At 31.1% G+C, this 26,823-nt stretch carries 25 protein-coding genes; 24 read left to right on the top strand and 1 reads right to left on the bottom strand.

The genetic code is table 11. The annotated features are described in order from the left end of the window. Nucleotides 1-308: 308 nt before the first annotated feature. From Ctaglu_RS03795 to holA, 16 genes are all read left to right on the top strand, one after another. The gene (locus Ctaglu_RS03795) at nucleotides 309-623 is read left to right on the top strand and encodes a hypothetical protein (protein ID WP_124998223.1); all 315 of its coding nucleotides are present in this window, start codon (nucleotides 309-311) and stop codon (nucleotides 621-623) included. A 12-nt stretch (nucleotides 624-635) separates the two neighbouring features. Next, entirely contained in the window at nucleotides 636-1,676 is a 1,041-nt protein-coding gene (locus tag Ctaglu_RS03790; protein ID WP_124998221.1) for a V-type ATPase subunit, read from the top strand. A 38-nt stretch (nucleotides 1,677-1,714) separates the two neighbouring features. Next, nucleotides 1,715-3,682: a V-type ATP synthase subunit I gene (locus Ctaglu_RS03785; protein WP_124998219.1), complete on the top strand. Its 1,968-nt coding sequence runs from the start codon at nucleotides 1,715-1,717 to the stop codon at nucleotides 3,680-3,682. A gap of 85 nt (nucleotides 3,683-3,767) precedes the next feature. After that, nucleotides 3,768-4,193 carry an ATP synthase subunit C gene (locus Ctaglu_RS03780; RefSeq protein WP_124998217.1) on the top strand — a complete coding sequence of 142 codons (426 nt, stop codon included), beginning with the start codon at nucleotides 3,768-3,770 and terminating at the stop codon, nucleotides 4,191-4,193. Nucleotides 4,194-4,211: 18 nt separating this feature from the next. Beyond that, complete coding sequence (locus Ctaglu_RS03775; RefSeq protein WP_124998215.1) at nucleotides 4,212-4,520, top strand: V-type ATP synthase subunit F; 309 nt, start codon at nucleotides 4,212-4,214, stop codon at nucleotides 4,518-4,520. 30 nt (nucleotides 4,521-4,550) lie between these two features. Then, complete coding sequence (locus Ctaglu_RS03770; RefSeq protein WP_124998213.1) at nucleotides 4,551-5,162, top strand: V-type ATP synthase subunit E; 612 nt, start codon at nucleotides 4,551-4,553, stop codon at nucleotides 5,160-5,162. A gap of 88 nt (nucleotides 5,163-5,250) precedes the next feature. Further along, on the top strand, nucleotides 5,251-7,008 hold the full coding sequence (locus Ctaglu_RS03765) for a V-type ATP synthase subunit A (RefSeq protein WP_124998211.1): 1,758 nt from the start codon (nucleotides 5,251-5,253) through the stop codon (nucleotides 7,006-7,008). Between the two features lie 49 nt (nucleotides 7,009-7,057). After that, nucleotides 7,058-8,440 (top strand): V-type ATP synthase subunit B, encoded by a 1,383-nt coding sequence (locus Ctaglu_RS03760; RefSeq protein ID WP_124998209.1) that lies wholly within the window; start codon nucleotides 7,058-7,060, stop codon nucleotides 8,438-8,440. 1 nt (nucleotide 8,441) lies between these two features. Then, nucleotides 8,442-9,062: a V-type ATP synthase subunit D gene (locus Ctaglu_RS03755; protein ID WP_124998207.1), complete on the top strand. Its 621-nt coding sequence runs from the start codon at nucleotides 8,442-8,444 to the stop codon at nucleotides 9,060-9,062. Between the two features lie 216 nt (nucleotides 9,063-9,278). Next, nucleotides 9,279-9,461 carry a hypothetical protein gene (locus tag Ctaglu_RS03750; protein WP_124998205.1) on the top strand — a complete coding sequence of 61 codons (183 nt, stop codon included), beginning with the start codon at nucleotides 9,279-9,281 and terminating at the stop codon, nucleotides 9,459-9,461. Between the two features lie 190 nt (nucleotides 9,462-9,651). Continuing rightward, entirely contained in the window at nucleotides 9,652-9,816 is a 165-nt protein-coding gene (locus Ctaglu_RS03745; protein ID WP_124998203.1) for a zinc-ribbon domain-containing protein, read from the top strand. A 159-nt stretch (nucleotides 9,817-9,975) separates the two neighbouring features. After that, complete coding sequence (locus tag Ctaglu_RS03740) at nucleotides 9,976-10,536, top strand: MORN repeat-containing protein (RefSeq protein WP_124998201.1); 561 nt, start codon at nucleotides 9,976-9,978, stop codon at nucleotides 10,534-10,536. 119 nt (nucleotides 10,537-10,655) lie between these two features. Further along, nucleotides 10,656-13,148 (top strand): P-type ATPase actuator domain-containing protein, encoded by a 2,493-nt coding sequence (locus Ctaglu_RS03735; protein WP_185732584.1) that lies wholly within the window; start codon nucleotides 10,656-10,658, stop codon nucleotides 13,146-13,148. A gap of 87 nt (nucleotides 13,149-13,235) precedes the next feature. After that, entirely contained in the window at nucleotides 13,236-13,478 is a 243-nt protein-coding gene (locus Ctaglu_RS03730) for a hypothetical protein (protein WP_124998197.1), read from the top strand. Nucleotides 13,479-13,522: 44 nt separating this feature from the next. Beyond that, nucleotides 13,523-15,268: a ComEC/Rec2 family competence protein gene (locus tag Ctaglu_RS03725; protein WP_124998195.1), complete on the top strand. Its 1,746-nt coding sequence runs from the start codon at nucleotides 13,523-13,525 to the stop codon at nucleotides 15,266-15,268. Nucleotides 15,269-15,288: 20 nt separating this feature from the next. Beyond that, entirely contained in the window at nucleotides 15,289-16,323 is a 1,035-nt protein-coding gene (holA, locus tag Ctaglu_RS03720) for a DNA polymerase III subunit delta (protein WP_124998193.1), read from the top strand. A gap of 39 nt (nucleotides 16,324-16,362) precedes the next feature. Here holA and rpsT read toward each other — a convergent pair whose 3' ends face one another. Next, nucleotides 16,363-16,635: a 30S ribosomal protein S20 gene (rpsT, locus tag Ctaglu_RS03715; RefSeq protein WP_124998191.1), complete on the bottom strand. Its 273-nt coding sequence runs from the start codon at nucleotides 16,633-16,635 to the stop codon at nucleotides 16,363-16,365. 385 nt (nucleotides 16,636-17,020) lie between these two features. Here rpsT and gpr point away from each other — a divergent pair, with 385 nt between their 5' ends. The 8 genes from gpr (at nucleotide 17,021) to dnaK (ending at nucleotide 26,648) form a co-directional block, all read left to right on the top strand. Beyond that, nucleotides 17,021-17,995 carry a GPR endopeptidase gene (gene gpr, locus Ctaglu_RS03710; RefSeq protein WP_185732583.1) on the top strand — a complete coding sequence of 325 codons (975 nt, stop codon included), beginning with the start codon at nucleotides 17,021-17,023 and terminating at the stop codon, nucleotides 17,993-17,995. A gap of 52 nt (nucleotides 17,996-18,047) precedes the next feature. Next, nucleotides 18,048-19,157: a stage II sporulation protein P gene (locus Ctaglu_RS03705; RefSeq protein ID WP_185732582.1), complete on the top strand. Its 1,110-nt coding sequence runs from the start codon at nucleotides 18,048-18,050 to the stop codon at nucleotides 19,155-19,157. An 87-nt stretch (nucleotides 19,158-19,244) separates the two neighbouring features. Beyond that, on the top strand, nucleotides 19,245-19,502 hold the full coding sequence (locus tag Ctaglu_RS03700) for a hypothetical protein (protein ID WP_124998187.1): 258 nt from the start codon (nucleotides 19,245-19,247) through the stop codon (nucleotides 19,500-19,502). Nucleotides 19,503-19,714: 212 nt separating this feature from the next. Then, nucleotides 19,715-21,520 carry a translation elongation factor 4 gene (gene lepA, locus Ctaglu_RS03695; RefSeq protein WP_124998185.1) on the top strand — a complete coding sequence of 602 codons (1,806 nt, stop codon included), beginning with the start codon at nucleotides 19,715-19,717 and terminating at the stop codon, nucleotides 21,518-21,520. Nucleotides 21,521-21,595: 75 nt separating this feature from the next. Next, complete coding sequence (gene hemW / locus Ctaglu_RS03690; RefSeq protein ID WP_124998184.1) at nucleotides 21,596-22,720, top strand: radical SAM family heme chaperone HemW; 1,125 nt, start codon at nucleotides 21,596-21,598, stop codon at nucleotides 22,718-22,720. A 254-nt stretch (nucleotides 22,721-22,974) separates the two neighbouring features. Further along, nucleotides 22,975-24,021: a heat-inducible transcriptional repressor HrcA gene (gene hrcA / locus Ctaglu_RS03685; RefSeq protein WP_124998183.1), complete on the top strand. Its 1,047-nt coding sequence runs from the start codon at nucleotides 22,975-22,977 to the stop codon at nucleotides 24,019-24,021. 80 nt (nucleotides 24,022-24,101) lie between these two features. After that, nucleotides 24,102-24,719, top strand: coding sequence for a nucleotide exchange factor GrpE (gene grpE, locus Ctaglu_RS03680; RefSeq protein WP_373861657.1), 618 nt, complete (start codon nucleotides 24,102-24,104; stop codon nucleotides 24,717-24,719). A 78-nt stretch (nucleotides 24,720-24,797) separates the two neighbouring features. Then, nucleotides 24,798-26,648 (top strand): molecular chaperone DnaK, encoded by a 1,851-nt coding sequence (dnaK, locus tag Ctaglu_RS03675; protein WP_124998182.1) that lies wholly within the window; start codon nucleotides 24,798-24,800, stop codon nucleotides 26,646-26,648. Nucleotides 26,649-26,823: the final 175 nt, after the last annotated feature.

Raw genomic sequence — 26,823 nt, 5'->3', positions numbered from 1 at the left:
AGTACCTCCTTTAGTAATAAATTTATTTAGCAATAGTACTTAATTATACTACATCAGCTAGTTAATAAAAAGGTATAGTTTAAGGCCGGGATTTTTATATGTGAGTATGCGAGATAAACACAGGTAAGGTTAGCTAACTACTGAATATATTGTAAGGGCGTTCAAATTCATTACTAAATGCTTGAATAATGTCAAAAATAGCTTTCGACATTAGTATTGAAAGAGTCTATAATGGAAGAATGGTTATTTCAAAATTCTAGAAAAAAAACAAATCGATGTATTATTTTAAAAATATTGGGGGTGATGCTTTGGAATTTGTAATGAATAAAGTAATGAGTATAGACAAAGATGCTGAAAGGTATAGAAAGGGCATTGATGAACTGATAAAAGAAAAACAAGATGAACTTGAAAAAACAATACTAGATATGAGGAGTAACTTTGAAGAAGAATCTAAAATTATTAAGAGTACTATAAGTAATGAAAAAATAACTAAGGCAGATAATAGAGCTGAAAACATAATAAAAGAAAAGGAAGAAGGATTAAATGATATTAATGCCAAATATCAAATTAATAAATTGAAAATAGTAGATGAAGTATTTAATAGAATAATAAAGTCACTATAGGGGTGAAAATATATGGGAAGTGTTGTTAAGTTTAGTGCTATAAATACTAAAGTAAAGGCAATGATGGGAAAGATGCTGAGCTTAGATCAGTACTCAAAATTACTAAATTGTAAAGACCTTAAAAGCACTCTTAAAGTATTAAAAGAGGAAACTAGCTATGGTGAACTTTTAGAAGCGTACAATTTAGAGAAAATTCATCGGGGTGATTTAGAGGTTATTTTACATAAGTATTACATAAGTACTTATAGTAAATTTATAAATTATTTTGATGGTGAATATAGAAGTCTCGTAAAAACTTTTTTTATAAGATGGGAAATAGAAGATTTAAAAGTAATTTTAAGGGGTAAATATTTAGGCCTTAGCGGTGAGGAAATAGACAAAAAACTAATTGCCAGAAGTTCCTTAAATAAAGTAGATTATGATTACTTATTAGCTTTAAAAAGCGTAGAAGATGTAATAGATGGGTTAAAAGGTAGCATATATTATAAGAGTTTAAAAAATTTAGCTAAAGATACAAGTACAAAAGGTTTGTTTAGAATTGAAACTGAACTTGATTTTGTTTATTTTACGTCAATACGCCGGGAACTTAAGCATTTAGATAAGGAGAACAAAGAAGTAGTATATAGTGTAATGAGCCTTGAAGCAGACCTTTTAAATTTGGGCTGGATATATAGGGGAAAGACTTTTTACAAGATATCTCCAGAGGAACTGTTTAACTATACTATCTATAATGGATATAAGCTTTCAAAGGAAAAACTTAAACAGCTTTGTTATATAAATAATATAGAGGAATTCAACAATATATTAGAAAAAACGCCCTATGCATCCATATATGAAAAGGATGATTATAATTTAATTGAAAAACGAGAACGTGAATTTCAAAAAAAATATTTTAAAAAAATTCTTAGAGAAAATAAAACTAATATTAGTATGGTTATAAGTTATCTTGTTGTTTATAGGATTGAAATAAGAGATATTATTTCTATAATAGAACAAAAAAGATATGACATGGATATGAGTGAAGGTATTAATTATGTTTCTGTCACGTTATAAATTGTTAACTACCATATAAAAGCGCAGGAGGTGATTTTGTGTCTATAGAAAAAATGCATATGGTTAATTTGGTTGGGGCTATTAAGGATTTTGATAAACTGACTAAAATGTTAGCACTAGAAGGCTGTATGCAACCGGTAAGTGCTTTGCAAGAAATAAACTCGTCAGACTTTGTACTGAAAACTTCCACGGATAATATAGAGGCTTTAATGGATGTAAACTATATAAGACCTTACTTATATGATAAAGAATATAATATAAGTTTAAAATATATTGAGAAGCTTAAGGATGCTCAAAAGATCTTTGGTAAAAGCCTTGAGTACGCTGGCCAGGTTATTTTTGACTTTGATACAATGGAAACAGAACTAGAGTCAGTCTATGGCAAATATAAGGTTTTAAGCACAGAACTGGAGGATTCAAAAGAAAAACAGCAATATCTTAAAAACACTTATGAGGCATTAGAATTTTTAAAGAATGTATCTCTCCCTATGGAAGATATTACTACTATGAAAAATTTTCAAATGGGATTATACAAAGTGCCAAAGGAAAACATGCTTAAAGTAAAAGCAAATTATGAAAATATACCCTCAATAATTCAATCTGTCTATGAAGAAAAGGATTCTGTTATATTTATAGCATTCACTCCAATACTTTTGCTCGTAGAGGCGGAAAGAATTTTTAAATCTGCAAATTGCGAAAAAATTCTAGTACCTGAGCATTATACGGGGGTTCCAAGAGATGTGTCAGCGATAGTTTCCGCGGAAATAAATGAGGCGGAGCAATCTACAGTGAAAATTAAAAAACAACTTAGCAATTTCCTAGATGAAAATTATGAAACTATAAAAAATATTCAAAAGAGTTATGAATTAGAGCAAAAGTCAGGAGAAATAAAAAAAAGTGCGGCTTGTACAAATGAATTTTTTTATCTTTCAGGTTGGATACCTAAAAGTTTTATGGACAAATTTAATGAGCTACTTTTGAGTTTTGATGGTAGAATATTGACCATTGAAAAAGATCCTAACGAAAGAACGAATAAAGATGTAGCTCCACCAACAATGCTTATAAATAATAAATTATTCAAACCTTTTGAGAGTATGGTTTTCATGTATGGTGTCCCTAGTTATGGTGAAATAGACCCTACCATGTTTTTTGCAATAACATATACATTAATGTTTGGTGCTATGTTTGGAGATGCAGGCCAAGGATTAGTATTGTTATTAGCTGGGTTTTTGCTAAAGAATAAGCTAGGTAAAAATAATTTAGGCGGAGTTTTTGAAAGACTTGGGATAAGTTCTATAGTATTTGGATTTTTATATGGAAGTGTATTTGGCTCTGAAACAGTAATCCCAGCCCTTCTAATTAGACCCATGGAAGATATTAATGACATATTAATTGTGGCAATAATATGTGGATGCGGTTTTCTTATTTTAGCTTTTATATTAGGAATTACTAACAGTTTAAGGCGGAAAGACTTAGAACGTGGACTTTTTGGAAAAGAAGGACTAGCAGGTTTTATGTTCTATATTGGAGCTTTAACATTAATAGTATCTGTAGTTTATAAGAAACCATTATTACCAATAACTATTTGGATAATATATTTTATTTTCTTTTTATTATTGATATTGTTAAAGCAGCCGCTGGCAAATATTATTTTAGGTAAAAAAATATTATTTGAAGATGGAGCTAAGGATTATTTTATAGAATCAAGTTTTGAGGTAGTAGAAACGCTACTATCTATGTTTTCTAATACCCTGTCATTTATAAGGGTAGGTGCCTTTGCCTTAAATCACGTTGGTTTATTTGTTGCATTTTCTGCTATGGCTTCTATGACTAAAAGCGGATTTGCTTCTGTGCTAATACTGATACTTGGGAATATAGTAATTATATGCCTTGAAGGGCTCATAGTATTTATACAAGGATTAAGACTTGAGTACTATGAATTATTCAGTAAGTATTATGAAGGTGCCGGGGTTAGTTTTGAACCTGTGAAAATTAAACTTAAGTAACGCATATAAAAAGTATGTGTTCATTATTTAAAGTTAACAAGTGTGCAAGTTAATACACTTGATATTAGAGGGAGGAATAATGATTATGACTATATTATTAATGTTAACATTTTGTGTTGTTATAGCTACTATTACTTATGGAGTTGTTGAGCAAAGTAAGATAAATGTTTTAGGTAGACAAAAAATTAAAAAAGCTCTTAAAATAAACTTAGGTGTATTTATACCAGTTATGATGGGGGCCTTAATAGTAAATATTCCAAGCGTAGCTCACGGTGCGGTGGCGGTAGCTGCAAACCCTGCTGCAGGACTTGGATATTTAGCAGCTGGACTTTCTACAGGACTTGCAACTATTGGTGCTGGCTATGCTGTAGGTGCCGTTGGATCTTCAGCCTTAGGTGCGGTATCAGAGGATCCTAAGATACTTGGAAAAACTCTTATCTTTGTTGGTCTTGGAGAAGGTATTGCTATATATGGACTTATTATATCTATAATGATACTTTCAAAATTATAATTTTTAGGAGAGAGGCTTATGAGAAGCTATTTAATAAGTGATAATATAGATACATTTGTAGGCATGCAAATGGCGGGTCTGGAAGGCGTTGTTCTTCACGAAAAAGAAGAAATAGTTAAAAAAATTGAAGAATTAAAAAAAGACAAGTCAATAGGAATAATAATAATAACAGAGAAAATTGCAGCGAAAATACCAGATGAGATAAGTCGCATAAAGCTGTCCAAGGAAAGGCTTCTTTTGGTAGAAATTCCAGATAGGCATGGATGGAGCAAAGGTAGTGACGCTATTTTAAGATACGTTAAAGAAGCTATAGGGATTAAATTATAAAAAGCATAACAATTGGCAGGAGGTTTGGTTATGACCACCATTGAAGATAAGATAAGTTTGTTTTCTAAGATAATATATGACAAGGTAAATGAAGAAAAAGAAGGAAGGCTAAAAGACTTTAGAGCCGAGGCGCAAAAAAGAATAAATGTGGAAAAAGAAAAGATAGAAGAGCTTAGGCGTTGCCTTCAAAGAGATGTGGCAAAAAAATCTGACATTAAAGCAAATGGGATAGTGGCAAAAGAAAGGCTTAAAAAGCAAAGAGAAATGTTATTTCTTAAGGAAAAACTGATTAAAGAGGCTTTAGAAAATGTAGGGCAAAAGCTTGTAGAATTTGCCTTATTACCGGAATATAAACCTTATTTTTTAAGTATATTAGAGAAGACTTTAAAGGAAATAGATAGTGGAGATTACTATATTATAATACTCAAAAGGGATTATGAGAAATTTAAAAGGGAAATTGGGGTCGTACTGAGTAATTACAGTGATAGAAATGTGGAAATAAAGATTTCAGAGGAAGACTTTATAGGAGGCATAATACTAAAAGATATTGAAGGAAAATTTAAAATAGATAATAGTTTATATTCAAAACTAGAAGAAAGTAAAGAAATAATTGGTGTTAGAGTTATGGAAATGCTAGCCTGAGAATAAGCTGAGAGTTGAGAGATGATTTAATTATTTTGCTACACTGCAGCTCTCAACTGTCAACTGATTTATGAATGGGAGGAAAGACATGGAAGGAAATATAATGGGAGTAAATGGTCCAGTTATAAAAGCTGAGCACATGAAGGGCTTTAAAATGAGAGAAATGGTTATGGTAGGATTTAAAAAGCTCATCGGTGAAATCATAATATTGGAAGAAGATTATGCAACTATTCAGGTTTATGAAGAAACTAGTGGTCTTAAAATAGGTGAACCTGTAATTTCTACTGGAAGTCCTCTTTCTCTTAAACTGGGACCGGGAATACTAGGGAATATATTTGATGGAATTGAAAGGCCACTAGAAAAAATAAATGAAATGTCTTATGGCTTTTTACCTGAGGGTATAGGCCTAATTTCTCTTGATGAAGAAAAACTTTGGCCCGTAGATATTAACGCAAAGCTTGGAGATGAATTAAAAGAAGGATATATATATGCAAGCGTTCAAGAAACGGAATCTATTATGCATAAGATAATGGTTCCACCAGGGGTATTTGGAACTGTAATCGAGGTAATTAAAAATGGAAACTACAATATAGAAACCACAGTGGTTAAATTAAAACAAGATGAAAAAATTCATGAACTTAAACTTTATCAATATTGGCCTGTAAGAAATCCAAGACCAGTAAAAGATAAAAAAACTATTTTTAAACCTCTTATTACGGGACAAAGAATAATAGACATGTTCTTTCCCATAGCAAAAGGTGGTACTTGCGCCATTCCTGGAGGATTTGGTACTGGAAAGACTATAACCCAGCACCAACTTGCCAAGTGGTCTGATGCGGATATTATAGTGTACATTGGTTGCGGAGAAAGAGGAAACGAAATGACAGAAGTTCTAGAAGATTTCCCGAAACTTATAGATCCTAGAACAAACTTGCCACTTATGAATAGGACTGTACTTATAGCTAATACATCAAATATGCCGGTAGCTGCAAGAGAAGCAAGCGTTTATACTGGTATTACAATAGCCGAATATTTTAGGGATATGGGATATCACGTTGCTATAATGGCAGACTCAACTTCAAGGTGGGCAGAGGCGTTGCGGGAAATTTCAGGAAGACTTGAAGAGATGCCTGCTGAAGAAGGTTATCCAGCCTATCTTCCATCAAGAATTGCAGAGTTTTATGAGAGAGCAGGTTACGTAGAAAACTTAAACGGTAGCGAAGGTTCTGTTACTGTAATTGGTGCAGTTTCACCTGCTGGTGGAGACTTCTCAGAACCTGTTACTCAAAATACTAAAAGATTCGTTTCTGCCTTTTTAGGCCTTGATAAAAAATTAGCTTATGCAAGACATTATCCTGCAATAAACTGGCTATCTAGTTATAGTGGCTACACTTCACTTTTAAAGGATTGGTATGAGGAAAACGTGGCGGAAGACGTAATGGATTTAAGAGCAAAGATGCTTAAGCTTTTATATGAAGAAAATAAGCTTCTAGAGATAGTTAAACTGGTAGGTGAAGATGTGCTTCCGGACGAGCAAAGGCTCATCATAGAGGTAGCTAAATGCCTTAAAATTGCGTTCCTTCAGCAAAATGCCTATAATGCTGTAGATACTTTTGTACCCTTAGGAAAACAATATAAGATGCTTAAAGCTATAGAGTCATTTTATGATAATGGATGTAGGGCAGTAAAAGCGGGGATACCAATTTCTGTTATAATGAATAAAGAATTAATGGAAAAGCTTTATAAAATGAAATACAATGTACCCAACGATAACCCAGAACTAATAGATGATTTAGAAAGTGAACTCGGCAAATATTTTGAGGAACTTATAGAAAAATATAGATAGGTAGATAATAATATATACCTACAGAGACTAGTAAGGAGGTATAAGCACTATGAAGAAAGAATATTTAATGTTAAACAAAGTCCAAGGACCTTTAATTATACTTTCTAATGTGGAAGATGTAGCTTACGATGAAATCGTTGATATATTGGTGGATGGAAAATATAAAAAAAAGGGAAAGGTTGTTCAAATTTACAAAGATAAGGCTATAGTACAAGTTTTTGAAACAACAACTGGGATGTCTGTTAGCAATACTTCAGTGCATTTTAAAGGAGAGTCCTTTAAGATAGCTATTACAAAGGATATACTAGGACGAGAATTTAATGGAATAGGCGACGCTCGAGATAATGGTGGAGAGGTTTATTCTTCAAAAAAATATGACGTAAATGGAAGACCTATGAATCCTGTTGCTAGAAGATACCCTAGAGACTATATACAAACAGGAATATCATCAATAGACTGCCTAGCAACCTTAATAAGAGGACAAAAACTTCCTATATTTTCTGGAAATGGTATGGCTCATAATGAATTAGCTGCGCAAATTGTAAGGCAAGCGAAAGTTTCTAGTGAGGAAGATGAGAAATTTTGTATAGTATTTGGAGCTATGGGGATAAAGTATGATGATGCTAATTATTTCAAGAAAAGCTTTGAAGAAGCGGGAGTGCTCGAAAAGGTAGTTATGTTTACAAATTTAGCAGATGATCCTATAGTTGAGAGGATAATAGCTCCTAGATGTGCACTTACTGCTGCAGAATATTTAGCTTTTGAAGAAGATATGCACGTACTTGTAATACTTACAGATATGACTAATTATTGTGAAGCACTTAGAGAACTATCTTCTTTAAAAGAAGAAGTTCCAAGTAGAAAGGGTTATCCAGGATATTTATATTCTGATTTAGCCTCGCTATATGAAAGAGCTGGCATGATGAAAGGAAAAAAAGGTAGTATAACTCAAATACCAATACTCACCATGCCTAACGATGATATAACGCATCCAGTACCAGATCTTACAGGCTTCATAACGGAAGGTCAAATTGTTTTAAGTAGAGGGATTCAGCAAAGAGACATATACCCACCAGTAAATATTTTATCCTCCCTTTCTAGACTTATGAAAGATGGAATTGGTGAAGGTTTTACTCGCGAAGATCACGGAGATGCATCAAATCAAATATTTGCAGCTTATTCTAGAGTACAAGACGTAATAGCCCTAGCACAAGTTATAGGAGAAGATGAACTTTCGGAAATAGATAAGGTATATATGGACTTTGGTAGAGCTTTTGAAGAAAGGTTTTTAAAACAGGACTATGATGAAAATAGGGATATGGCAGAAACTTTAGATTTAGCTTGGGAAATTCTTGGTATATTGCCGAAAAATGAATTAGATAGGGTTTCACCTAAAATTTTAGAAAAATATTATAAAGCAGTGGTGAAGTAATATGGAAACCTTTGCGCCAACTAAGTCTACCTTAATGGCTGCTAAAAGTTCTTTGGAATTTTCTGAAAAGGGATTTGAACTATTAGATAAAAAAAGAAATGTATTAATAAGAGAAATGATGTCTTATGTAGATAAAGCACGTGTTCTTCAAAGTCAGGTAAATATGACTTTTTCAAAGGCATATAAAGCTTTAGAATCCGCAAATATAAATTCAGGAATAATAAAGATGGAAGATATAGCTATATCCGTCGAAGAAGCTAAAGATTATGAGATTTTATTTAAAAGTGTTATGGGTGTAGAAGTGCCAAAAATTATTTTTGATAGAAAAGAAATGGAACCAAAATATGGATTTTACAGAAGTAGCGCATCTATTGATGATGCAATGAAAGAATTTAATAATGTAAAATACTTAACCTATGAGCTAGCAGAAGTAGAAAATGCTGTATACAGATTAGCCATGGAAGTAAAGAAAACCCAAAAGAGAGCAAATGCACTTCAAAATATACAAATTCCTAAATTTGAGGAAATAGTAAAGTTTGTAACAGAAGTTTTAGAAGAAAAAGAAAGAGAAGATTTTTTTAGGCTAAAAGTAGTAAAAAAGAAGCATAGAAAAGAGGATTAAAAATTTAATAAAAGAATATTCAAATTATTCAAAATGTGGTATAATGATTTTAGAAAGGGAGGGTAAAATAGGAAAATAATAATAAGGTTTACGGAGAGTAAATGAAGTGCCAGAGTGCAAAAAAAATTTTAGGTTAAATTATTAGTTAGTTTTAAATAATATATGAGAAGTATATAATTAAGAACAACATTTTAAATAAATAATAAGAGGTGGAATATGGAAGAATACAGAGGCTATGGAATAGAAGTTATGGAAAATGATGAGAAAGAATATCCATTCAAAGCAATAGCAAAAAAAGAAAAAGAAGAAATAAAACATAAGGGACATAGCAAACTACAAGCCATTGACCTTGTTAAAGAAACCATTAATTTAGCAATAGCTCGAAATAGTAAACAATAAATATTTAGTGTTTTTATAAGTATTTTAAAGAAAACCATTGCAAATTAATAATATATGTGTTATTCTAAGTGAGTTGAGATTGCAAAATCATTAACATCAAGATTTAATATGATTTAAACATTACCTTTTTAGGCATATAAAGTAAATCAGCTCTTAAATCTTAATATAATTAAAAAGGAGAAATGTTTAAATGGCAGATAAAACTATAATATGCAAAGATTGTTCACAAGAATTCGTATTCACTGAGGGTGAACAAGAATTTTACAAGGAAAAAGGATTCGAAAATGAACCACAAAGATGTCCTGATTGTAGAAGAGCTAAAAAACAACAAAACAATAGAGGATTTCAAAGATAATATTATCTAATAAAAATTACCTGTAGGGATTAATTCCTACAGGTTTTTATTTTGCAAAAAAATATTGTATAGTTTTAGGCAAAGCATGATATAGTATATTGTAGATGAGGTAAATAAAATAATAAGTTAAGTATGCAAAGAGAAAGGAGCTGGGATAATATGAAAAATATAAAATTAAGTAAAGCTAATATGGGTAAAATTACCATGAATAATGTTAAGTTAGATAAGGAAACAATTGCCCAAAAGGAACATATCCACGGGGGAACCTATGAGGGAGAAAGATTAGATGGTGTAAAGAATGGCCAAGGGACTTTTATTTATACGGATGGAAGTAAATATGTAGGTCTTTGGAAAAATAATAAAATGCACGGCGTAGGAACTCTTACTTGGGCCTGCGGAGAAAAATATGTAGGTGAGTGGAGTGAGGATGAAAAACATGGCAGTGGAATATATACATGGGATGATGGTGAAAGATATATAGGAGATTGGGAAAAAGGTGAAAAAACTGGTCAAGGCATTTGTAATTGGCCAGATGGAGATATCTATGTAGGCGGTTGGAAAGATGGACTTAGGCATGGCGAAGGCATCCATACTTGGGCTACTGGAGATAAATATATAGGGCAGTGGATAGATGATCAAAGAGAAGGCCTTGGAATGTACATATACGCTGATGGAGAAATAGAAATGGGACAATCTAAAAATAACCAATTGATAAGATAACCCTATTGGTATATTGTGCTTTAAAATTGTGAGACTTTAGCTATTTATGCTAAAGTCTCCAATTTATTCAACGAATATTATATAGTGTATAAAAAATGCTAAAGGATAGGTTGACTAATATGAAACAATGGTATGGAAACACAATGACAAAGGTAGTGAGAATTTTAGATTCAGACAGTAGGTTAGGGCTAGATGAAAACAAAATTAAACATATGAGGGAAAAACATGGCGAAAATCTTATATTAAAGCCAAAAACTCAAAGCCTTTTAACTTTAATTTTTGGAGAAATAAGACAATTGTGGATGATTATATCCTTCGCTTTTATAGCTATGTTATTCTACAACGGGTTAACTGCTATAGCATGTCTTGCAACTTTAATAATGATAATAAGTGTTGCAATGTTAATTAATGGAGACTACAGTGAAGAAAAAAGTTTAATGGCAATTGATAATTTAAACACAGCTTTTTCTTATGTACTGCGAGATGGAAAGAGATGTAAAATAGCTTGTGAAGAAATAGTGGTTGGCGATATGTTTTATTTAGAAAAAGGTAGTTATGTGGCAGCGGATATTAGAATAATAGAATGCGAAGATCTTAAGGTGAGTGAAGTTGCTGTAACAGGTGAAAAACATGAAGTGGAAAAGTACTCTATGAAAATAGAGGGAGGGGTAATAAATCTTTCTCAAATAAAGAATATGGTTTTTAAATCATCTATTGTTACTGAAGGATTTGGACTAGGTATAGTTATTGCTACGGGTATGAATACGCAAATTGGTAAAATAGCAAGTGCGTTACTGGAATATAAAAATGATAATAGGGTTTTTACTAAAAAACTAAATAAAATTGCAAATAGTGTATCACAAGTTACTATAATAGTAGCTGCCATAACTTTACTTTTTACCCTATACAATAAATTTTCAATTCATGAAATTATAAACACTCTTATATATGTTTTTATGACATCTTATTCGCCAATTTATATTATAATATTATTTTTATTTTTTAATATTATATTCCGTGGATTTAAGAAGAAAAATATGTACATAAAGAGTATTTCTGCTATATATTTTATCAAGGACATTACTACAATATTTACAAAGAAGATTGGTTGTATTTCTGAGAATGTACTTGTTTTTAGACAAGTGTATTGTGACGATATGCTTGTTGATGTGGAAAAACAAGGTGTTATTATGGAAGACACTATGGAAAGAATAATCAGTATAGCATTACTTTGCAATGATGCTAAACTAGAAAGTGGTGGAGCACCTTATAGTGGAAATGATAATTCTATTGAGAACTTAGCAGAATATGCAATTCTTAAATTTTGTAATGAAGAATTGGCAGAAAAAAGTAGATTAGAAATGAAACAAGAAAGAGTTTTTAAAATACCTTATGATTCTGATAGGTTGATAAAAACTGTTGTGAATAAGATTGAGGATAGGTATAGAGCTAATGTATCAGGGGGTCTTGATAGTTTATTAAATAAGTGTACGCATATTTTAATTAATGGTGTAGAAAAGGAAATTAAAGAAATTGATATTAAAGCAATTATAAATGTTCATATAGGTATGTCTAATAGTGCTTATAATGTTATAGGATTTGGATATAGAAATTTCAATTATGAACCTAGCATTGATGAAAACATTGAAAGCAATTTAGTTTTTGTAGGTCTAATGGGCTTTGAAAATCCTATAAAAGATAGTTCATATGCAGCAGTGAAAAACTGTGCGGACTTAAATGTTAAGCTTATTATAGATGAAGAGGATAATAAACTAGCTTGCTTAGCTTTTGGAAAACTAATAGGTCTTACACAGAAAAAAGAGGAAGTTTTATCCGGGGTAGAAATAGATTATATGGACAAAGAAGAATTTGAAAAAAATATTGAGGGCGTTAGCATTTTCTCCAAAATTTTATCTAAACATAAAAGTGAGATTGTGAACTGTCTAAATTCTAAAGGCCATTCTATAGCTTCGGTAGGGGATAGGTTAACGGATTTGGAATACCTTAATAAGTCCCGTATATCCATTTCAACAGGAAATGAATGTAGCACGGTAGTAAGAAAATTATCAAGCTTATTTTTACAAGAAAATGATTTAAGCGAAATAATTAATTTAGTTCAATATAGTAAAAAGATTATTAACTATATAAACGAATTGGGTTTATTTGTAAGTGTAGCAGGGTTTAGTGAAATCCTTATGATATTAGTTTGTTTAATTACTAGAAGCGAAATGCCATTTACACTTATTGAAATTTTATATTTAAATTTTATAATTATACCTTGCTCAGGAATGTCAATTCTATTTCAAAACAGGAATACAAATCAAGACATGAAAAATATTAACTATAAATATATAAAAAGAGTTGCTGTAATAAATTCATTTATTACTAGTGGTACATATTTTTTAATTTTGGGCTTAATGGGGGAATTTACAACTATTAGCACAGTGCACATAGGCTTTATTATTTTTGTTTTATACCAAAACATATTTTCCATAAGCTTAATATATGAAAAACATTTTTTGAAAAATAAAGTTTCTTATGTTTTGTCACTTATTAATATATTATTACAGGTTATATTTATTTTTATGTACATTTTTAATATTCTTACTTAAACACAGCTGGAAAAATGAAAAATAAACAAAAATACCCTGATTAATTTTAATATTTGTTGGATAAAATAAAATTGTGGAGGTGTGAAAATGCTTGAAAATATATTTGAAACAAAGATAATAGGAAGTAATACAATTTTTTTAGATATACCAGAAGAAGAGTATTTTATAAGTTATAATAATTTATCGGAAAAAGCGGCGGAGGAAATTACTTATAATTATTTTAAAATAAGAAATAAAACGGGCATACCTCATGTAAAACAGATTCATGCCATTCCTAATATCCACAATGTTGAGATTATAATAGAAATAGAAAAGGATGGAACAAATTAATATGTTCTTTTTAACAAATAAATTTTCAAGTAAGACAGTATATTATGGCTAGACCTTTAGTGTATTATGCAGTATCAATTTTTATGGGATGCTTTACGTTTTTAATTTTAATTAATAGTCCTATTTTAGGTGCAGTTATAGCTGCATCTTTTTTAGCTGTTATGTATTTAACTATAGATAAAAAATTTTATTATTTAATACTTTGTTTTTTTATTACTTCTGCAATAAATTATTATTCTTATTTTAATATCAACCTGCCAAATGCGCAAAAGGTGAAAGTTCGGATTTCAGACAAAAGTAACTATTTTTGCTATGCAAAATCTAATAACAAGAAAATTATTTTAGAGGGTAATATCTTTGAATTAACGGAGGGAAGAAATGTTTGGATAACTGGTAATTTTAAGAAAATGCCAGTTTATGAAAGAGGTATAGTTGGAACATATATAGTAAATGATTATAAAATATGTGATGAGGATTTAATATCAAAGGTTGAAAGTTTCAGAAAAGACTTATATCAAAAATTTTCTAAAGTACTTGGAAAAGAAAAAACGGCACTAGTCATGGCTGTATGTTTTGGAGACAGTGGTTTTATTGAAAAGACGCAAAAGGAAGATTTTAAAAAATTAGGCATCAGTCATGTTATAAGCGTTTCAGGACTACATATGTCAATAGTGTATAAAGCATTGGAAATTATTATTGGTTATAAAATTGCCCTTTTATTTTCTTTTTTATATATGATATTTACAGGAGGGCAATCATCTACTATAAGGGCTTTTATAATGATTTTTATATTAAAAATATCAAGTAAAGTTTATAAAAAATATGATAGCTTGTCATCTGTTAGCTTAGCTGCAATTATACTATTGTTGTTTAGACCTTTCTATATTCTTGATATTGGGTTTATGCTTTCTTTTCTTTGTGTTCTTGGAATTATATTGTTTAATAAGAAAATAAAAAAGGTGCTATATAAGCTTCCCAAAGCTTTAAATGAATCTTTTAGTTTAAGTATAAGTTCTCAAATATTTTCGCTGCCCTATGCAATTTTCACATTAAAAACTTTTAGTTTCGGATTTCTCTTTAGCAATTTATTGTTATTACCTTTTTATACCGTAGTTGTGGTTTTAGGAAATATAGGGCTTATCCTTAGCGGTGTTCAAGAATTGTTCAATTTAATAAATTATGGTCTGTATACCATTTTAACAATTATAGAATTTATTCAAAAAATTTTAGGTGTAATATTACCAGAAATAATTTACTTTTCTTATATAGAGAGTTTAGTTGTATTTGGGTTATATCTGTGTTATCTTGGAATTAAAAGTGGATATGAGCAATTTAAGTACCTTCCCCTTTGTGTTATTTTTGTTTTTGCATATCAAAATTATAAAGTTTTCCCAGAGATTAGCTATATAAGTGTAAATAATAATGATATAGTTTTAATACAATATAGAAGTGATACAATTGCAGTGACCACAGGTAACATCAATGTGAAGGATCTAAAAGTGCCTGTAAAAGTAGATAGTGTTTTTCGGGGGTACAAAGGAGATTCAACTATGAACCTTTCTAGTAAAGCTATTATTAGGTTAATCAGTCATGGTAATAAATTAGAAGCACAAGTATGCTTTTTAGAAAAATCAAATATAAAATCTAATCTAGAAGCTTTTAATAATAGGGGTAGTGAATTTACAGCATATAAAAGCATTATAAAATTAAAAAAGGATGAAACTTATACACCTAAAGGTACAATAATAAATAAACATATAATTCTAGGAAACAAAGTTTTAAAATTTTAACAGGGGTTGGTGGAAATATTTTGATTAATTTTACGGATTTAGAGAGAAAGTTAAAGAAACATGAATTAGATAATTGTTATGTATTTTGCGGATCGGACGAAAAATTAATAAAGCAGCATGTTAAATTTGTAACTGATAATGTGCTGAAAAGTGATTTTATGGATTTGAATTATTCGAAATTTGATGGTAACAAAGCTGATTTTGAGGCAATTATTGAATCTTGTGAAACCATGCCTTTTATGAGTGATAAAAAAGTAGTGGTGGTATATAGAGCGTCATTTTTAAGTGATAGTGGCGGGAGTAAAACTTCCGGGGATTTGAAAAGTGAGAATTTCCAATTGCTAAATGAATATTTAAGCAATCCCGCACCTCATTGCATTTTAATTATATATTATGTGTTTTCAAATGATAGAGAGAAACCAAGTGCTAAAATTAAAAAATTAGATAAAAAAGCCTGCGTTATAAAAGTTGATAAATTAAGGGGTGAAGTTCTCCAAAAAAAATGTATGGATTTGTTCCAAGCTGCAGGTAGTAAAATAGGGAAAGCTGAGCTTACACTATTTTGTAGTCAGGTAGATAATAATATGGATATCGTAGTTAATGAAATAGAAAAATTAGTTTCTTATGCAGAGGGAAGAGACATTACAAAAGAGGATATTTTGGCTATGATGCCTCAAAAAAGTGAAAATGATATTTTTAATTTAGTTGATTATCTGTCTCAGAAAAATATTAAAAGAGCCTTAGACATTTTAAATGAACTTATATATAAGGGAGAGAAGATTCCGCTTATACTATTTATGATAGCCAGGCAATTCAATCTTTTATTTAATATTAAATTAGGCATTGAAAGCGGGAAAACAAAAGAAATTTTGGCGGGGGAGTTAAGGCTTCATCCTTATATATGTGAAAAAATGATATCACAGAGTATGAAATTTACTTTAAAAGGGCTAAAGAGAAATATTGAGCTATGCCTTGATACGGAAAAAACATTGAAAAGCACTTCTACTGATAATAAGATAAATATGGAAGTCTTTATGATAAAGACTGTTATGTAGCAAAAAAAATAAAAACCGGTGGACATCACCGGTTGTTTATTATGCAGTTAAACTTAAGTTGTTTAACTTCGCTGCGAGTCTTGATTTTCTTCTTGCTGCTTTATTAATGTGAAGAATTCCTTTTGTTACAGCCATATCTAAAGCTTTAACCACGTTTGCATATGTAGTTTTAGCTTCTTCAACGTTGCCAGTAACGACAGCTGTTTCGAATTTCTTTACCTTAGTTTTTAAAGCTGATTTAATCATTGTATTTCTCAATGTCTTAACCTCAGTAACTTTAATTCTCTTTTTTGCAGATTTAATATTTGCCATTCATTTTCACCCCCCTTTGTATTTAATCCGTATCAGCAGTTTTGGGGAAAACTGCATACGAGTCTATTTAATAGACAATAGACAATTGATATTATAGCATTAAAATTAAAGCACTTCAAGTTAAACTTATCCTACATATAGAAATTTTAACGACATTTCAGAAGGAAGCCTCCTATTTTTATAAGTGGGGGTAATGTACTATAACAAAAAGAAAACTTCAGTGGTAGTCTAAATCTCCTTCTGAAGTCGTTAATTGCAGCATCGCAGATGATGATTTAATATAATTTTAAATTTTATAGAAATGTAAAATTTAAATAAATACTTTTTAAGAATAGGAAAAGGCTATTAGGAAAAGCTAATATTAAAATTTAGTTGAGGTGAAATTATGATAAGTATAAGAACAGACTTAGCGGTGGAAGCTAAAGAGATATACAGTGCGCAGAGTAATGGTAAGACTAGCGGTGTTGATGTAGAAGAGTATAGCGAGGGTGATATTAAAATTACTAATGTAAAAATAGTCAGCGATGTTGGAGAAAAAATGATGGGAAAACCAAAAGGTACATATATAACTATTGATATCCCAGAATTTGTTCACTATGATGGTGAGGCTATGGATAGGGTAAGCGTTGTAATAGGAAAGGTATTAAAGCCCTTAATAAAACTCGAAGATAGTATGACGGCGCTTGTGGTTGGGCTTGGTAATTGGAATGTTACTCCTGATGCTATAGGTCCAAAAGTTGTTTCAAAAATAATGGTCACTAGGCATTTAAAACAATTAGTGCCAGATTCCATAGATGAAGGCATAAGGCCGGTGTGCGCTATATCGCCGGGGGTGCTAGGGATAACTGGTATGGAAACAGGCGAAATTATCAGAGGTGTGGTTGAGAAAATTAAACCTAATTTAGTAATTTGCATTGATGCATTGGCTTCGAGGAAGATGGATAGGGTAAATAGAACAATACAAATAGGGACTTCTGGAATTTCTCCTGGAGCTGGAATAGGAAATCGGAGGATGCAAATAAATGAGCAAACACTTGGAGTACCAGTTATAGCTATTGGGGTTCCAACAGTAGTGGATGCAGCAACGCTAGCTAATGATACCATTGACTTAGTACTTGATGAGATGATTAGAACCGCAAATTCAGGGGGAGAATTTTATAATATGCTTAAATCCATTGATAAGGAAGAAAAGCAAAAGATGATAACTGAGATATTAAATCCATATGTTGGTAATCTTGTAGTTACACCAAAGGAAATTGATATGGTTATAAATTCTCTTTCTAAAATCATTGCAAGCGGACTTAATATAGCCTTGCAGCCAGCACTAAACCTGGAGGATATAAATAAGTTCTTAAACTAGTAATAAATTTCTATATTCCCTCATATATATTGTAAAAACAGGGGGGATGAAAATGAACTTTTCAAAACACACTATTCAAAACAATAGTAATGTGAGAATTGTTTTTAGTATTTTCACATTACTGATTATTTTTTTATTTGGAATCATTTTACCTAAAAATGCTCTGGCCTACAGTGAAGGAAATTATTTGAATTACTTTTATGTTAAGGTTATTGATAATACATTATCTGTAATTAAGTCCCTAGGCAATCAGGAGCAGTCTCCTAAAAGTGAAAGTAGTTTAAAATTACAAACACTATCATTTCTAGGGATAGACATTTCGGATCCTATATCAATAATAACAAGAGAAATTTCATATTTAAACGAAAATGAAACTAGTGGGGATGCAAAAAAAAATAGCAATAAAGTAAATAATTTAAAAACATTTATTCTTAATCCCTTTAATTTAGGAGAAAAACAAATAAGTAAGGCTGAAGCTACAAATCAAAAATCTAATGTCATTGCAAACCTTTATAATCCTAAATTGAAAAAAACTCTAAATAATGCAAAGCCAGAAGTGCTTATATATCATTCTCATACCTCGGAAGCTTATTTAGCCTCAGAGAAGGATACAAACAAAGTTAGTGATAGTTTAGATGGAACAAAAAATGTAACGGCTGTAGGAGATGTAATAGAAGAGGAACTAGAAAAGAATTATGGAATTGCGGTTATACATGATAAAACTGTGAATGATAAAGGTGATTATTATGGGGCCTATAAAAAATCAGGAGTTACTTTAGATAAGTATTTAAAGGAATATGGAGATTTTAAATTAATTATAGATTTACATAGAGATAGTAAAAAGGCAGTAACTACTAAATTAAATGGGGAAGAAGTTGCTAAATTTATGTTTGTGGTGACACAGAAAAACCCTAGATATGCAAAGCAAAAGAAATTAATAGATTCCATGATAGGAACATCAAATAAACTATTTCCAGGTCTTTTAGAGCCCAAAGAAATCTGTACTTATGATTACGGCATGAGTTTCTATAACCAGAATAGAAGTGATAATGCTCTGCTAATTGAAGTAGGCTCAGATAGTAATACTATTGGAGAGGTAAAAAATACTGGTAAGTATTTAGCAAGAATAATTGCAGAGCAAATAAATGGGAAAAGTGAATAATATGTTTTAAAAAGTGCATCCTTATTAAGGTGAAGATAATAATTAGTAATTGTTATCTATCTGTTAGAACCCTAGGAGGCACTTTTTATGCGTAAAAAAGGCAGAATTAAATATATTCTTGTGATTTTTATTTGTTTTTCTATATTTACATATGGATTTATTAAAGTTAATATAACTAAGACAAAAGGTGAAAGACAAAAATCAAAGTTCACAATAGATTTAAAATATAAACCTTTTGATTTGAGAATAGAGACAAAGGACTATGCTTTTTATGTAAATAATAAAGTTTTGGATGATATGAAAGCAAAGTGTAGGGATGTATATGATGAAGTTATATCAAAATAATACAAATATTAACACGAGCAGTGAAATAAGTCCCCTATAAAAGTTCTTTGTGTTGACAAAGCTCTAGACATTTATGATATAATTTAAGTTGTTTTGTAAAAACTAATATACTTTGTGGCAGATCAGCATAATAAAAGGTGGAATATAAAGTATAGTTAGGTTATGCTAAAGAGAATAATTAAATTCATATACAATAACGGGGGTAAAAATTAATGCAGAGTGATAGACAAAAATACATAAGAAATTTTTCCATAGTTGCACATATAGATCACGGCAAGTCTACTCTTGCGGATAGGCTACTCGAAAAGACGGGTACTTTAACTAAAAGAGAAATGGAAGAACAAGTACTTGATACTATGGACCTAGAAAGAGAAAGAGGTATTACTATAAAATCTCAACCAGCTAGGCTTGTTTATAAAAGGGATAATGGCGAAGAATATATATTAAATCTTATAGACACTCCAGGACATGTAGATTTTAATTATGAGGTTTCAAGAAGTTTAGCCGCTTGTGAAGGAGCAGTGCTTGTAGTGGATGCATCTCAAGGAATTCAAGCTCAGACCTTGGCAAACTGTTATCTTGCCTTAGATAATAATCTTGATATTGCACCAGTTATTAATAAAATAGACCTTCCTAGTGCAAGACCAGAAGAGGTTATTAAGGAAATTGAGGATGTTATCGGAATTGAAGCTCAGGATGCTCCGCTAATTTCAGCTAAGACTGGACTTAATATAGAGGATGTTTTAGAAACCGTAGTAAATAAGATTTCACCACCTAGTGGTGACGCCCAGGCTCCACTTAAGGCATTAATTTTTGATTCTTCTTATGATAGCTATAAGGGTGTTGTATGCTATGTAAGAGTTAGAGATGGTAAAATTAGACAAGGGACAAAGATTAAGCTAATGAATACTAGCAAGGTCTATGATGTAGTAGAAGTTGGAGTTTTCGTTCCAAATTATCTGCCTGTAACTGAGCTAAGCGCTGGGGATGTTGGATATATAACTGCATCTATAAAAAATGTTAGGGATGCTAGGGTTGGGGACACGGTAACAGAAGCTGCAAGACCAGCTCTAGAACCACTTAAGGGATATAGGCCAGCGGTGCCCATGGTATTTAGTGGTATCTATCCTGTAGATGGTTCTAGATATGGAGAATTAAAAGAAGCATTAGAAAAACTTCAGTTAAATGATGCAGCCTTAGGTTTTGAACCAGAGACCTCTATTGCTTTAGGTTTTGGATTTAGATGTGGATTCTTAGGTCTTTTGCATATGGAAATAGTGCAAGAAAGAGTTGAAAGAGAATTTAATTTAGATATTATTACTACAGCTCCTTCAGTTATATATAAAGTAATGAAAACTAATGGGGATCTAATTGAAATAACAAATCCTACAAATCTTCCAGAGCCTACAGAAATTAATTATATGGAAGAACCAATAGTTAAAGCTTCCATCATAACACCATCGGAGCATTTAGGAACAGTTATGGAGCTATGCCAACAAAAAAGAGGCGTATACATTGATATGAACTATATAGAAACCACTAGAGTAGTTGTAAATTATGAATTGCCTCTTAATGAAATAGTATATGACTTTTTCGATGCCTTAAAATCAAGAACAAAAGGCTATGCATCTTTTGACTATGAATTAAAAGGATACACCAAGGCAACCCTTGTAAAATTGGATATTTTGCTTAAAGGAGAAAAGGTTGATGCTCTTTCTATGATTGTTCCTGAAGAAACAGCTTCTCATAGAGGGCGAGTTATGTGTGAAAAATTAAAAGAACATATACCAAGACAAATGTTCGAAATTCCAATACAAGCAGCTATAAACGCAAAGGTAATTGCAAGAGAAACTGTAAAAGCAATGAGAAAAGATGTTTTAGCTAAATGCTATGGTGGAGATATTTCAAGAAAGAGAAAATTATTAGAAAAACAAAAAGAAGGTAAAAAGAGAATGAGACAAGTTGGAAGTGTAGAAGTTCCACAAGAAGCATTTATGGCTATACTTAAGGTAGATTAATTAAAATAATGGAGAGTTGAGAGGTAGAGAAAACTCTCAACTCTCAATTTTAAAAGTGGAAAGAGGGCTTAAACTATGAAAAATGTGGCGTTATATATACATATTCCATTTTGCAAGCAAAAGTGTTTATATTGTGATTTTCCGTCTTTTGCAGGTAAAGAGGAAAATATGCTCCATTACTGCGCAGCTCTCGCAAAAGAAATAAGTAGTATAAAAAATAAAAAAATAAAAACTATATTTATAGGTGGGGGTACTCCCACCTATTTATCTTTAGAGGGCTGGGAAATCATAAAAGAAAGCATTGATAGATTGGATACTTCGGGTGGGTTGGAATTTACGGTGGAAGGAAATCCAGGAACATTTACAATGGAAAAATTAGAATTTTTTAAAAAAATGGGGGTAAATAGGCTCAGTATTGGGCTTCAAGCATTTCAAGACTCACTTTTAAAAAGCCTTGGGAGAATTCATACTGTAGAAGATTTTAAACAAAGTTTTGAAATGGCTAGGAAACTAGGGTTTAATAACATTAATGTAGATTTAATGTTTGGTTTGCCGAGCCAAACCTTTTCGCAGTGGCAAGAGACTTTGAAAAATATTACGAAGCTTAAGCCAGAACATCTATCTTGTTATAGTTTAATAGTAGAAGAGGGAACTGCTTTTTATAAAAAATTTAATCAGGGTACATTAAATCTCCCTGATGAGGAAATAGATCGAGCTATGTACCATGAAACAATAGAATATTTAAGTGAAAAAGGGTATGTTCAATATGAAATTTCAAATTTTGCAAAAGACAAAATGGCCTGTAGGCATAATTTAGTATATTGGGAAATGGAGGAGTATATTGGTTGTGGGTCTGCTTCTCATTCATATATTGATGGTTTTAGGTATAGAAATGAAGAAAATGTAGAAGCTTATATTGAGAAAATAAATGCTTTCGGCAGTGCAATAGTAGAAAAAAAGAAAAATTCAACTAAAGACGACATGGAAGAGTTTATGTTTATGGGGCTTAGAAAGATTATGGGCATAAGCAAAAGTCAATTCCAAAAAAGATTTAATATTGATATACACAGTGTTTATGAGGTGGTAATAAATAAATATATAAGCAATGGGTTTATGGTGGAAAATGATGATAATATTTTTTTAACATATGAAGGTATTGAAGTGTCTAATGTAATTATGTCAGAATTTCTTCTATCATAGCCTTGCATATATTTAATATTAATTATATTAACAGAGCTATAATAAAAAAATAAGTTCAAATCAAATAGGAAACTTTATGAAGTTGCTTAGAAATCAAAGAAAAATGGAGCATATTAAATATAAACCCTTGCAATGAGTATAAAATGGCTATATTTAAAATTGAACGTTATTGACAAATACAGTGGTAAATGATATTTTTAATACATACTCGTTAGCACTCAATGGTAGTGAGTGCTAATAAAAGAGGTGATATTATGGAAATGGATGAAAGAAAAATTAAAATACTTCAGGCTATAATTACAGATTATATAAGTAATGGTGAGCCTGTAGGGTCCAGAACCATAGCTAAAAAGTATGATTTAGGTATTAGTTCAGCTACTATAAGAAATGAAATGTCAGATTTGGAAGAAATGGGATATATAGAGCAGCTCCATACCTCCTCTGGTAGGAAACCATCGGATAAGGGGTATAGGTTATATGTTGATAGGCTTATGCAAATTACAGAATTATCAACTGAGGAGCAATATATGATTAAGCATCACCTTATTAATGTTGCACTATATGAGGTTGATAAAATTGTTAAACAAGCAACACTAATGCTTTCGCATCTTACAAATCTTACATCTATAGTTAAGGCACCTTCTGTTCAAAAGAGTTGTATAAAGTATATTCAGTTAATGAATCTAGATGCGGGAAGTGTCTTGTTTGTAATTATTACTGACAGCGGTATAATCAAAAATAATGTTATTAAGGTTAGTAAACCTATTAATGGTGCTACTATAGAAAAACTCACCCAAATACTTAATTTTAGATTAGGTAAGCTTACAATTGAACAAATAAATTTAGAAGTCATTAACAATTTAAAAAGCAATTTAGCTTCCTATGAAGAAATTTTTGATGGTATTATTCCAGCTTTATATGATAGTTTGTCTGGAGTCGAAACTTCAGAAATATATATTCAGGGTGCTGCAAATATATTTAATTACTCAGAATACAACGATATTGTTAAAGCACGTGAATTTTTAATTTTAGTAGACAATAAAGAGAGTATAAATAGTTTACTAAATGCTAAGGACATTACTGGTAATATTACAATTAAAATTGGTGGTGAAAATTTCGTTGAGTGTGCTAGGGAATGCAGTATTATAACCGCAGTTTATAGCGCCTCGGGAACACCGCTTGGATCTATTGGTGTTATAGGACCAACAAGAATACCCTATGGAAAAGTTATATCCGTTTTAACTGAAATAGTTAAAGAATTAAATGACAATATAGCTCAAATTTATGACGATCATAGATAAAAATTTGAATTAAAAGATTTACTTTGAGCCTGGAATGGAGGAGTAGTTGAGTGCATACAAATAATAGTAAAAACGAAAAGATTTTAAAAGAAGAAAAAATGCCTTTTGAGGATTCAAGTTTAGCTGATGAAATTGAACTTGAAGAAACTCAAAGCAATACAGAAGAATTAGAGGAAGCTGAAATAGTAGAAGAAGTAGAACCTATAGAACTTCTAGAAAGTGAAAAAGAAAAAGATATGAATAAAAAGATGAAAAAACTACAAGAAGAAAACACAAAACTCGAGAATGAGATTATTGATTTTAAAGATAAGTTTTTGAGAACAATGGCTGAATATGAGAATTTTAGAAAAAGAACAGTTAAAGAGAAAGAAGGCATATACACTGATGCCTGCACAGATGTTTTAAAAGAAGTTCTACCAGTACTTGATAACTTAGAAAGAGCACTTTCTGTTGAAGGATGTGGCGAGGATCTGAGAACAGGTGTAGAAATGACAGTAAGACAATTCAATGATGCTTTTAGTAAATTAGGAGTTGAAGAATTACCCCCAGAAGGAGAGTTTGACCCGAATTTTCACAATGCAGTGATGCATATTGAAGATGAACAGTATGGGACTAACCAAATAGTTGAAGTATTTCAAAAGGGGTATAAAAGAGCAAACAAGGTATTAAGGCATAGTATGGTTAAAGTTGCAAATTAAAGCTTTATATTATAAAAGATATAAAAAATTAGCAGTTATAATGCTATAAACTAAAAGGAATACAAGGAGGAAATAATAATGGGAAAAATTATAGGAATAGATTTAGGTACAACAAATTCATGTGTAGCAGTAATGGAGGGTGGAGAACCAGTTGTAATTTCTAATTCAGAAGGTGCAAGAACTACACCATCTGTAGTTTCATTTCAAGCTAATGGAGAAAGACTAGTAGGTCAAGTAGCTAAAAGACAAGCAATTACAAATCCAGATAGAACAATAATGTCAATTAAAAGAGAAATGGGTACTGATCATAAAATAGATGTTGATGGAAAATCACATACACCACAAGAGATTTCAGCTTATGTTCTTCAAAAAATCAAAGCTGATGCGGAAGCTTATTTAGGAGAAGCAGTTACTGAAGCTGTAATAACTGTACCAGCATATTTCAATGATAGTCAAAGACAAGCAACAAAAGACGCAGGAAAAATAGCTGGACTTGAAGTTAAGAGAATAATAAATGAGCCAACTGCAGCAGCTCTTGCTTATGGTTTAGATAAAATGGATGTTAATCAGAAAATATTAGTATATGATTTAGGTGGCGGTACATTTGATGTATCTATATTAGAACTTGGTGATGGTTTATTTGAAGTTAAATCAACTAATGGTAATACTAAACTTGGTGGAGATGATTTTGACCAAAAGGTAGTAAATTATATAGCTGAAACTTTTAAAGCTGATAATGCAATAGATTTAAGAAATGATAAAATGGCACTTCAAAGATTAAAAGAAGCTGCTGAAAAAGCAAAAATCGAATTGTCATCATCAACACAAACAACAATTAACTTACCCTTTATTACTGCAGATGCAACAGGTCCAAAGCATATAGAGATGAATTTAACAAGAGCTAAATTTAATGAATTAACTCAAGATTTAGTTGATGGTACAATAGAGCCAATGAAAAAAGCTCTTGCAGATGCAGGTTTATCACTTAGCGAAATAGATAAAGTTGTGCTTGTAGGTGGTTCAACAAGAACACCAGCAGTTGTAGATGCAGTTAAAAACTTTACAGGAAAAGAACCTTCAAAGGGAGTAAATCCTGATGAATGTGTTGCCCTAGGTGCAGCAATCCAAGCGGGAGTATTAAGTGGAGAAGTTAAAGATGTGTTACTTCTTGACGTAACTCCATTAACACTAGGAATTGAAACATTAGGTGGAATAGCTACTCCTTTAATTGAAAGAAATACTACAATTCCTGCTAAAAAGAGTCAAGTATTCTCAACAGCAGCAGATGGTCAAACATCAGTTGAAATTAACATTGTTCAAGGTGAAAGACAAATGGCTGCAGGAAATAAATCTTTAGGAAGAGTTACTCTTTCTGGAATAGCAGCAGCACCAAGAGGAATTCCACAAATAGAAGTTACTTTTGATATAGATGCTAATGGTATAGTTAATGTATCAGCTAAAGATAAAGGAACAGGAAAAGAAGCTAAAATAACAATTACAGCATCAACTAATTTAAGTGATTCTGAAATTGATGCAGCAGTAAAAGAAGCAGAAAAATTTGCTGAAGAAGATAAATCAAGAAAAGAAGCAATTGAGATTAAAAATAATGCAGAGCAGTTAGTATATCAAACTGAAAAAAGTTTAACTGATCTAGGAGAAAAAGTTTCAGAAGAAGATAAAAAAGTTATTGGAGAGAAATTAGAAGCACTTAAAAAAGTTAAAGATGGAGAAGACACAGAAGCTATAAAGAAATCTACTGAAGAGCTAACTGAGGCTTTCTATGCAGTAACTACAAAAATATATCAAGCAGAAGCAGAGCAAGCTCAGGGTCAAGGAGCACAAGATCAAGAACCAGGCAACATGGGCGGAAATGCTGCTCATGATGACAATGTAGTGGATGCTGATTTTAAAGTAGAAGAAGATAAATAAACAGCAAAACCATTAAATTAAGGGTGGGGTAATTACCCTTCCCTTAATTTATTTTAAGTAAATTATATCAATAAGTGTAGAAAAACTATATAATAGAAATGTTGGCATAAAAAGATGTGCCATTGAATTATTTTAATTAATAGTTTATATAAAAAAAGCATATATATTTTAGGTG

It is taken from the genome of Clostridium tagluense, assembly GCF_003865095.1.
In the GTDB taxonomy this organism is placed as follows: Bacteria; Bacillota; Clostridia; order Clostridiales; family Clostridiaceae; genus Clostridium_AD; species Clostridium_AD tagluense.
The sequence above is the reverse complement of the archived record's forward strand: the minus strand, read 5'-3'. Positions and strand labels throughout refer to the sequence as shown.

Coding starts and splice junctions, on each gene's coding strand:
- Ctaglu_RS03790 (WP_124998221.1), top strand. CDS start 636: ATGGGAAGTGTTGTTAAGTTTAGTGCTATAAATACTAAAGTAAAGGCA.
- Ctaglu_RS03780 (WP_124998217.1), top strand. CDS start 3,768: ATGACTATATTATTAATGTTAACATTTTGTGTTGTTATAGCTACTATT.
- Ctaglu_RS03775 (WP_124998215.1), top strand. CDS start 4,212: ATGAGAAGCTATTTAATAAGTGATAATATAGATACATTTGTAGGCATG.
- Ctaglu_RS03770 (WP_124998213.1), top strand. CDS start 4,551: ATGACCACCATTGAAGATAAGATAAGTTTGTTTTCTAAGATAATATAT.
- Ctaglu_RS03765 (WP_124998211.1), top strand. CDS start 5,251: ATGGAAGGAAATATAATGGGAGTAAATGGTCCAGTTATAAAAGCTGAG.
- Ctaglu_RS03760 (WP_124998209.1), top strand. CDS start 7,058: ATGAAGAAAGAATATTTAATGTTAAACAAAGTCCAAGGACCTTTAATT.
- Ctaglu_RS03755 (WP_124998207.1), top strand. CDS start 8,442: ATGGAAACCTTTGCGCCAACTAAGTCTACCTTAATGGCTGCTAAAAGT.
- Ctaglu_RS03750 (WP_124998205.1), top strand. CDS start 9,279: ATGGAAGAATACAGAGGCTATGGAATAGAAGTTATGGAAAATGATGAG.
- Ctaglu_RS03745 (WP_124998203.1), top strand. CDS start 9,652: ATGGCAGATAAAACTATAATATGCAAAGATTGTTCACAAGAATTCGTA.
- Ctaglu_RS03740 (WP_124998201.1), top strand. CDS start 9,976: ATGAAAAATATAAAATTAAGTAAAGCTAATATGGGTAAAATTACCATG.
- Ctaglu_RS03735 (WP_185732584.1), top strand. CDS start 10,656: ATGAAACAATGGTATGGAAACACAATGACAAAGGTAGTGAGAATTTTA.
- Ctaglu_RS03730 (WP_124998197.1), top strand. CDS start 13,236: ATGCTTGAAAATATATTTGAAACAAAGATAATAGGAAGTAATACAATT.
- Ctaglu_RS03725 (WP_124998195.1), top strand. CDS start 13,523: ATGGCTAGACCTTTAGTGTATTATGCAGTATCAATTTTTATGGGATGC.
- rpsT (WP_124998191.1), bottom strand. CDS start 16,635: ATGGCAAATATTAAATCTGCAAAAAAGAGAATTAAAGTTACTGAGGTT.
- gpr (WP_185732583.1), top strand. CDS start 17,021: ATGATAAGTATAAGAACAGACTTAGCGGTGGAAGCTAAAGAGATATAC.
- Ctaglu_RS03705 (WP_185732582.1), top strand. CDS start 18,048: ATGAACTTTTCAAAACACACTATTCAAAACAATAGTAATGTGAGAATT.
- Ctaglu_RS03700 (WP_124998187.1), top strand. CDS start 19,245: ATGCGTAAAAAAGGCAGAATTAAATATATTCTTGTGATTTTTATTTGT.
- lepA (WP_124998185.1), top strand. CDS start 19,715: ATGCAGAGTGATAGACAAAAATACATAAGAAATTTTTCCATAGTTGCA.
- hemW (WP_124998184.1), top strand. CDS start 21,596: ATGAAAAATGTGGCGTTATATATACATATTCCATTTTGCAAGCAAAAG.
- hrcA (WP_124998183.1), top strand. CDS start 22,975: ATGGAAATGGATGAAAGAAAAATTAAAATACTTCAGGCTATAATTACA.
- dnaK (WP_124998182.1), top strand. CDS start 24,798: ATGGGAAAAATTATAGGAATAGATTTAGGTACAACAAATTCATGTGTA.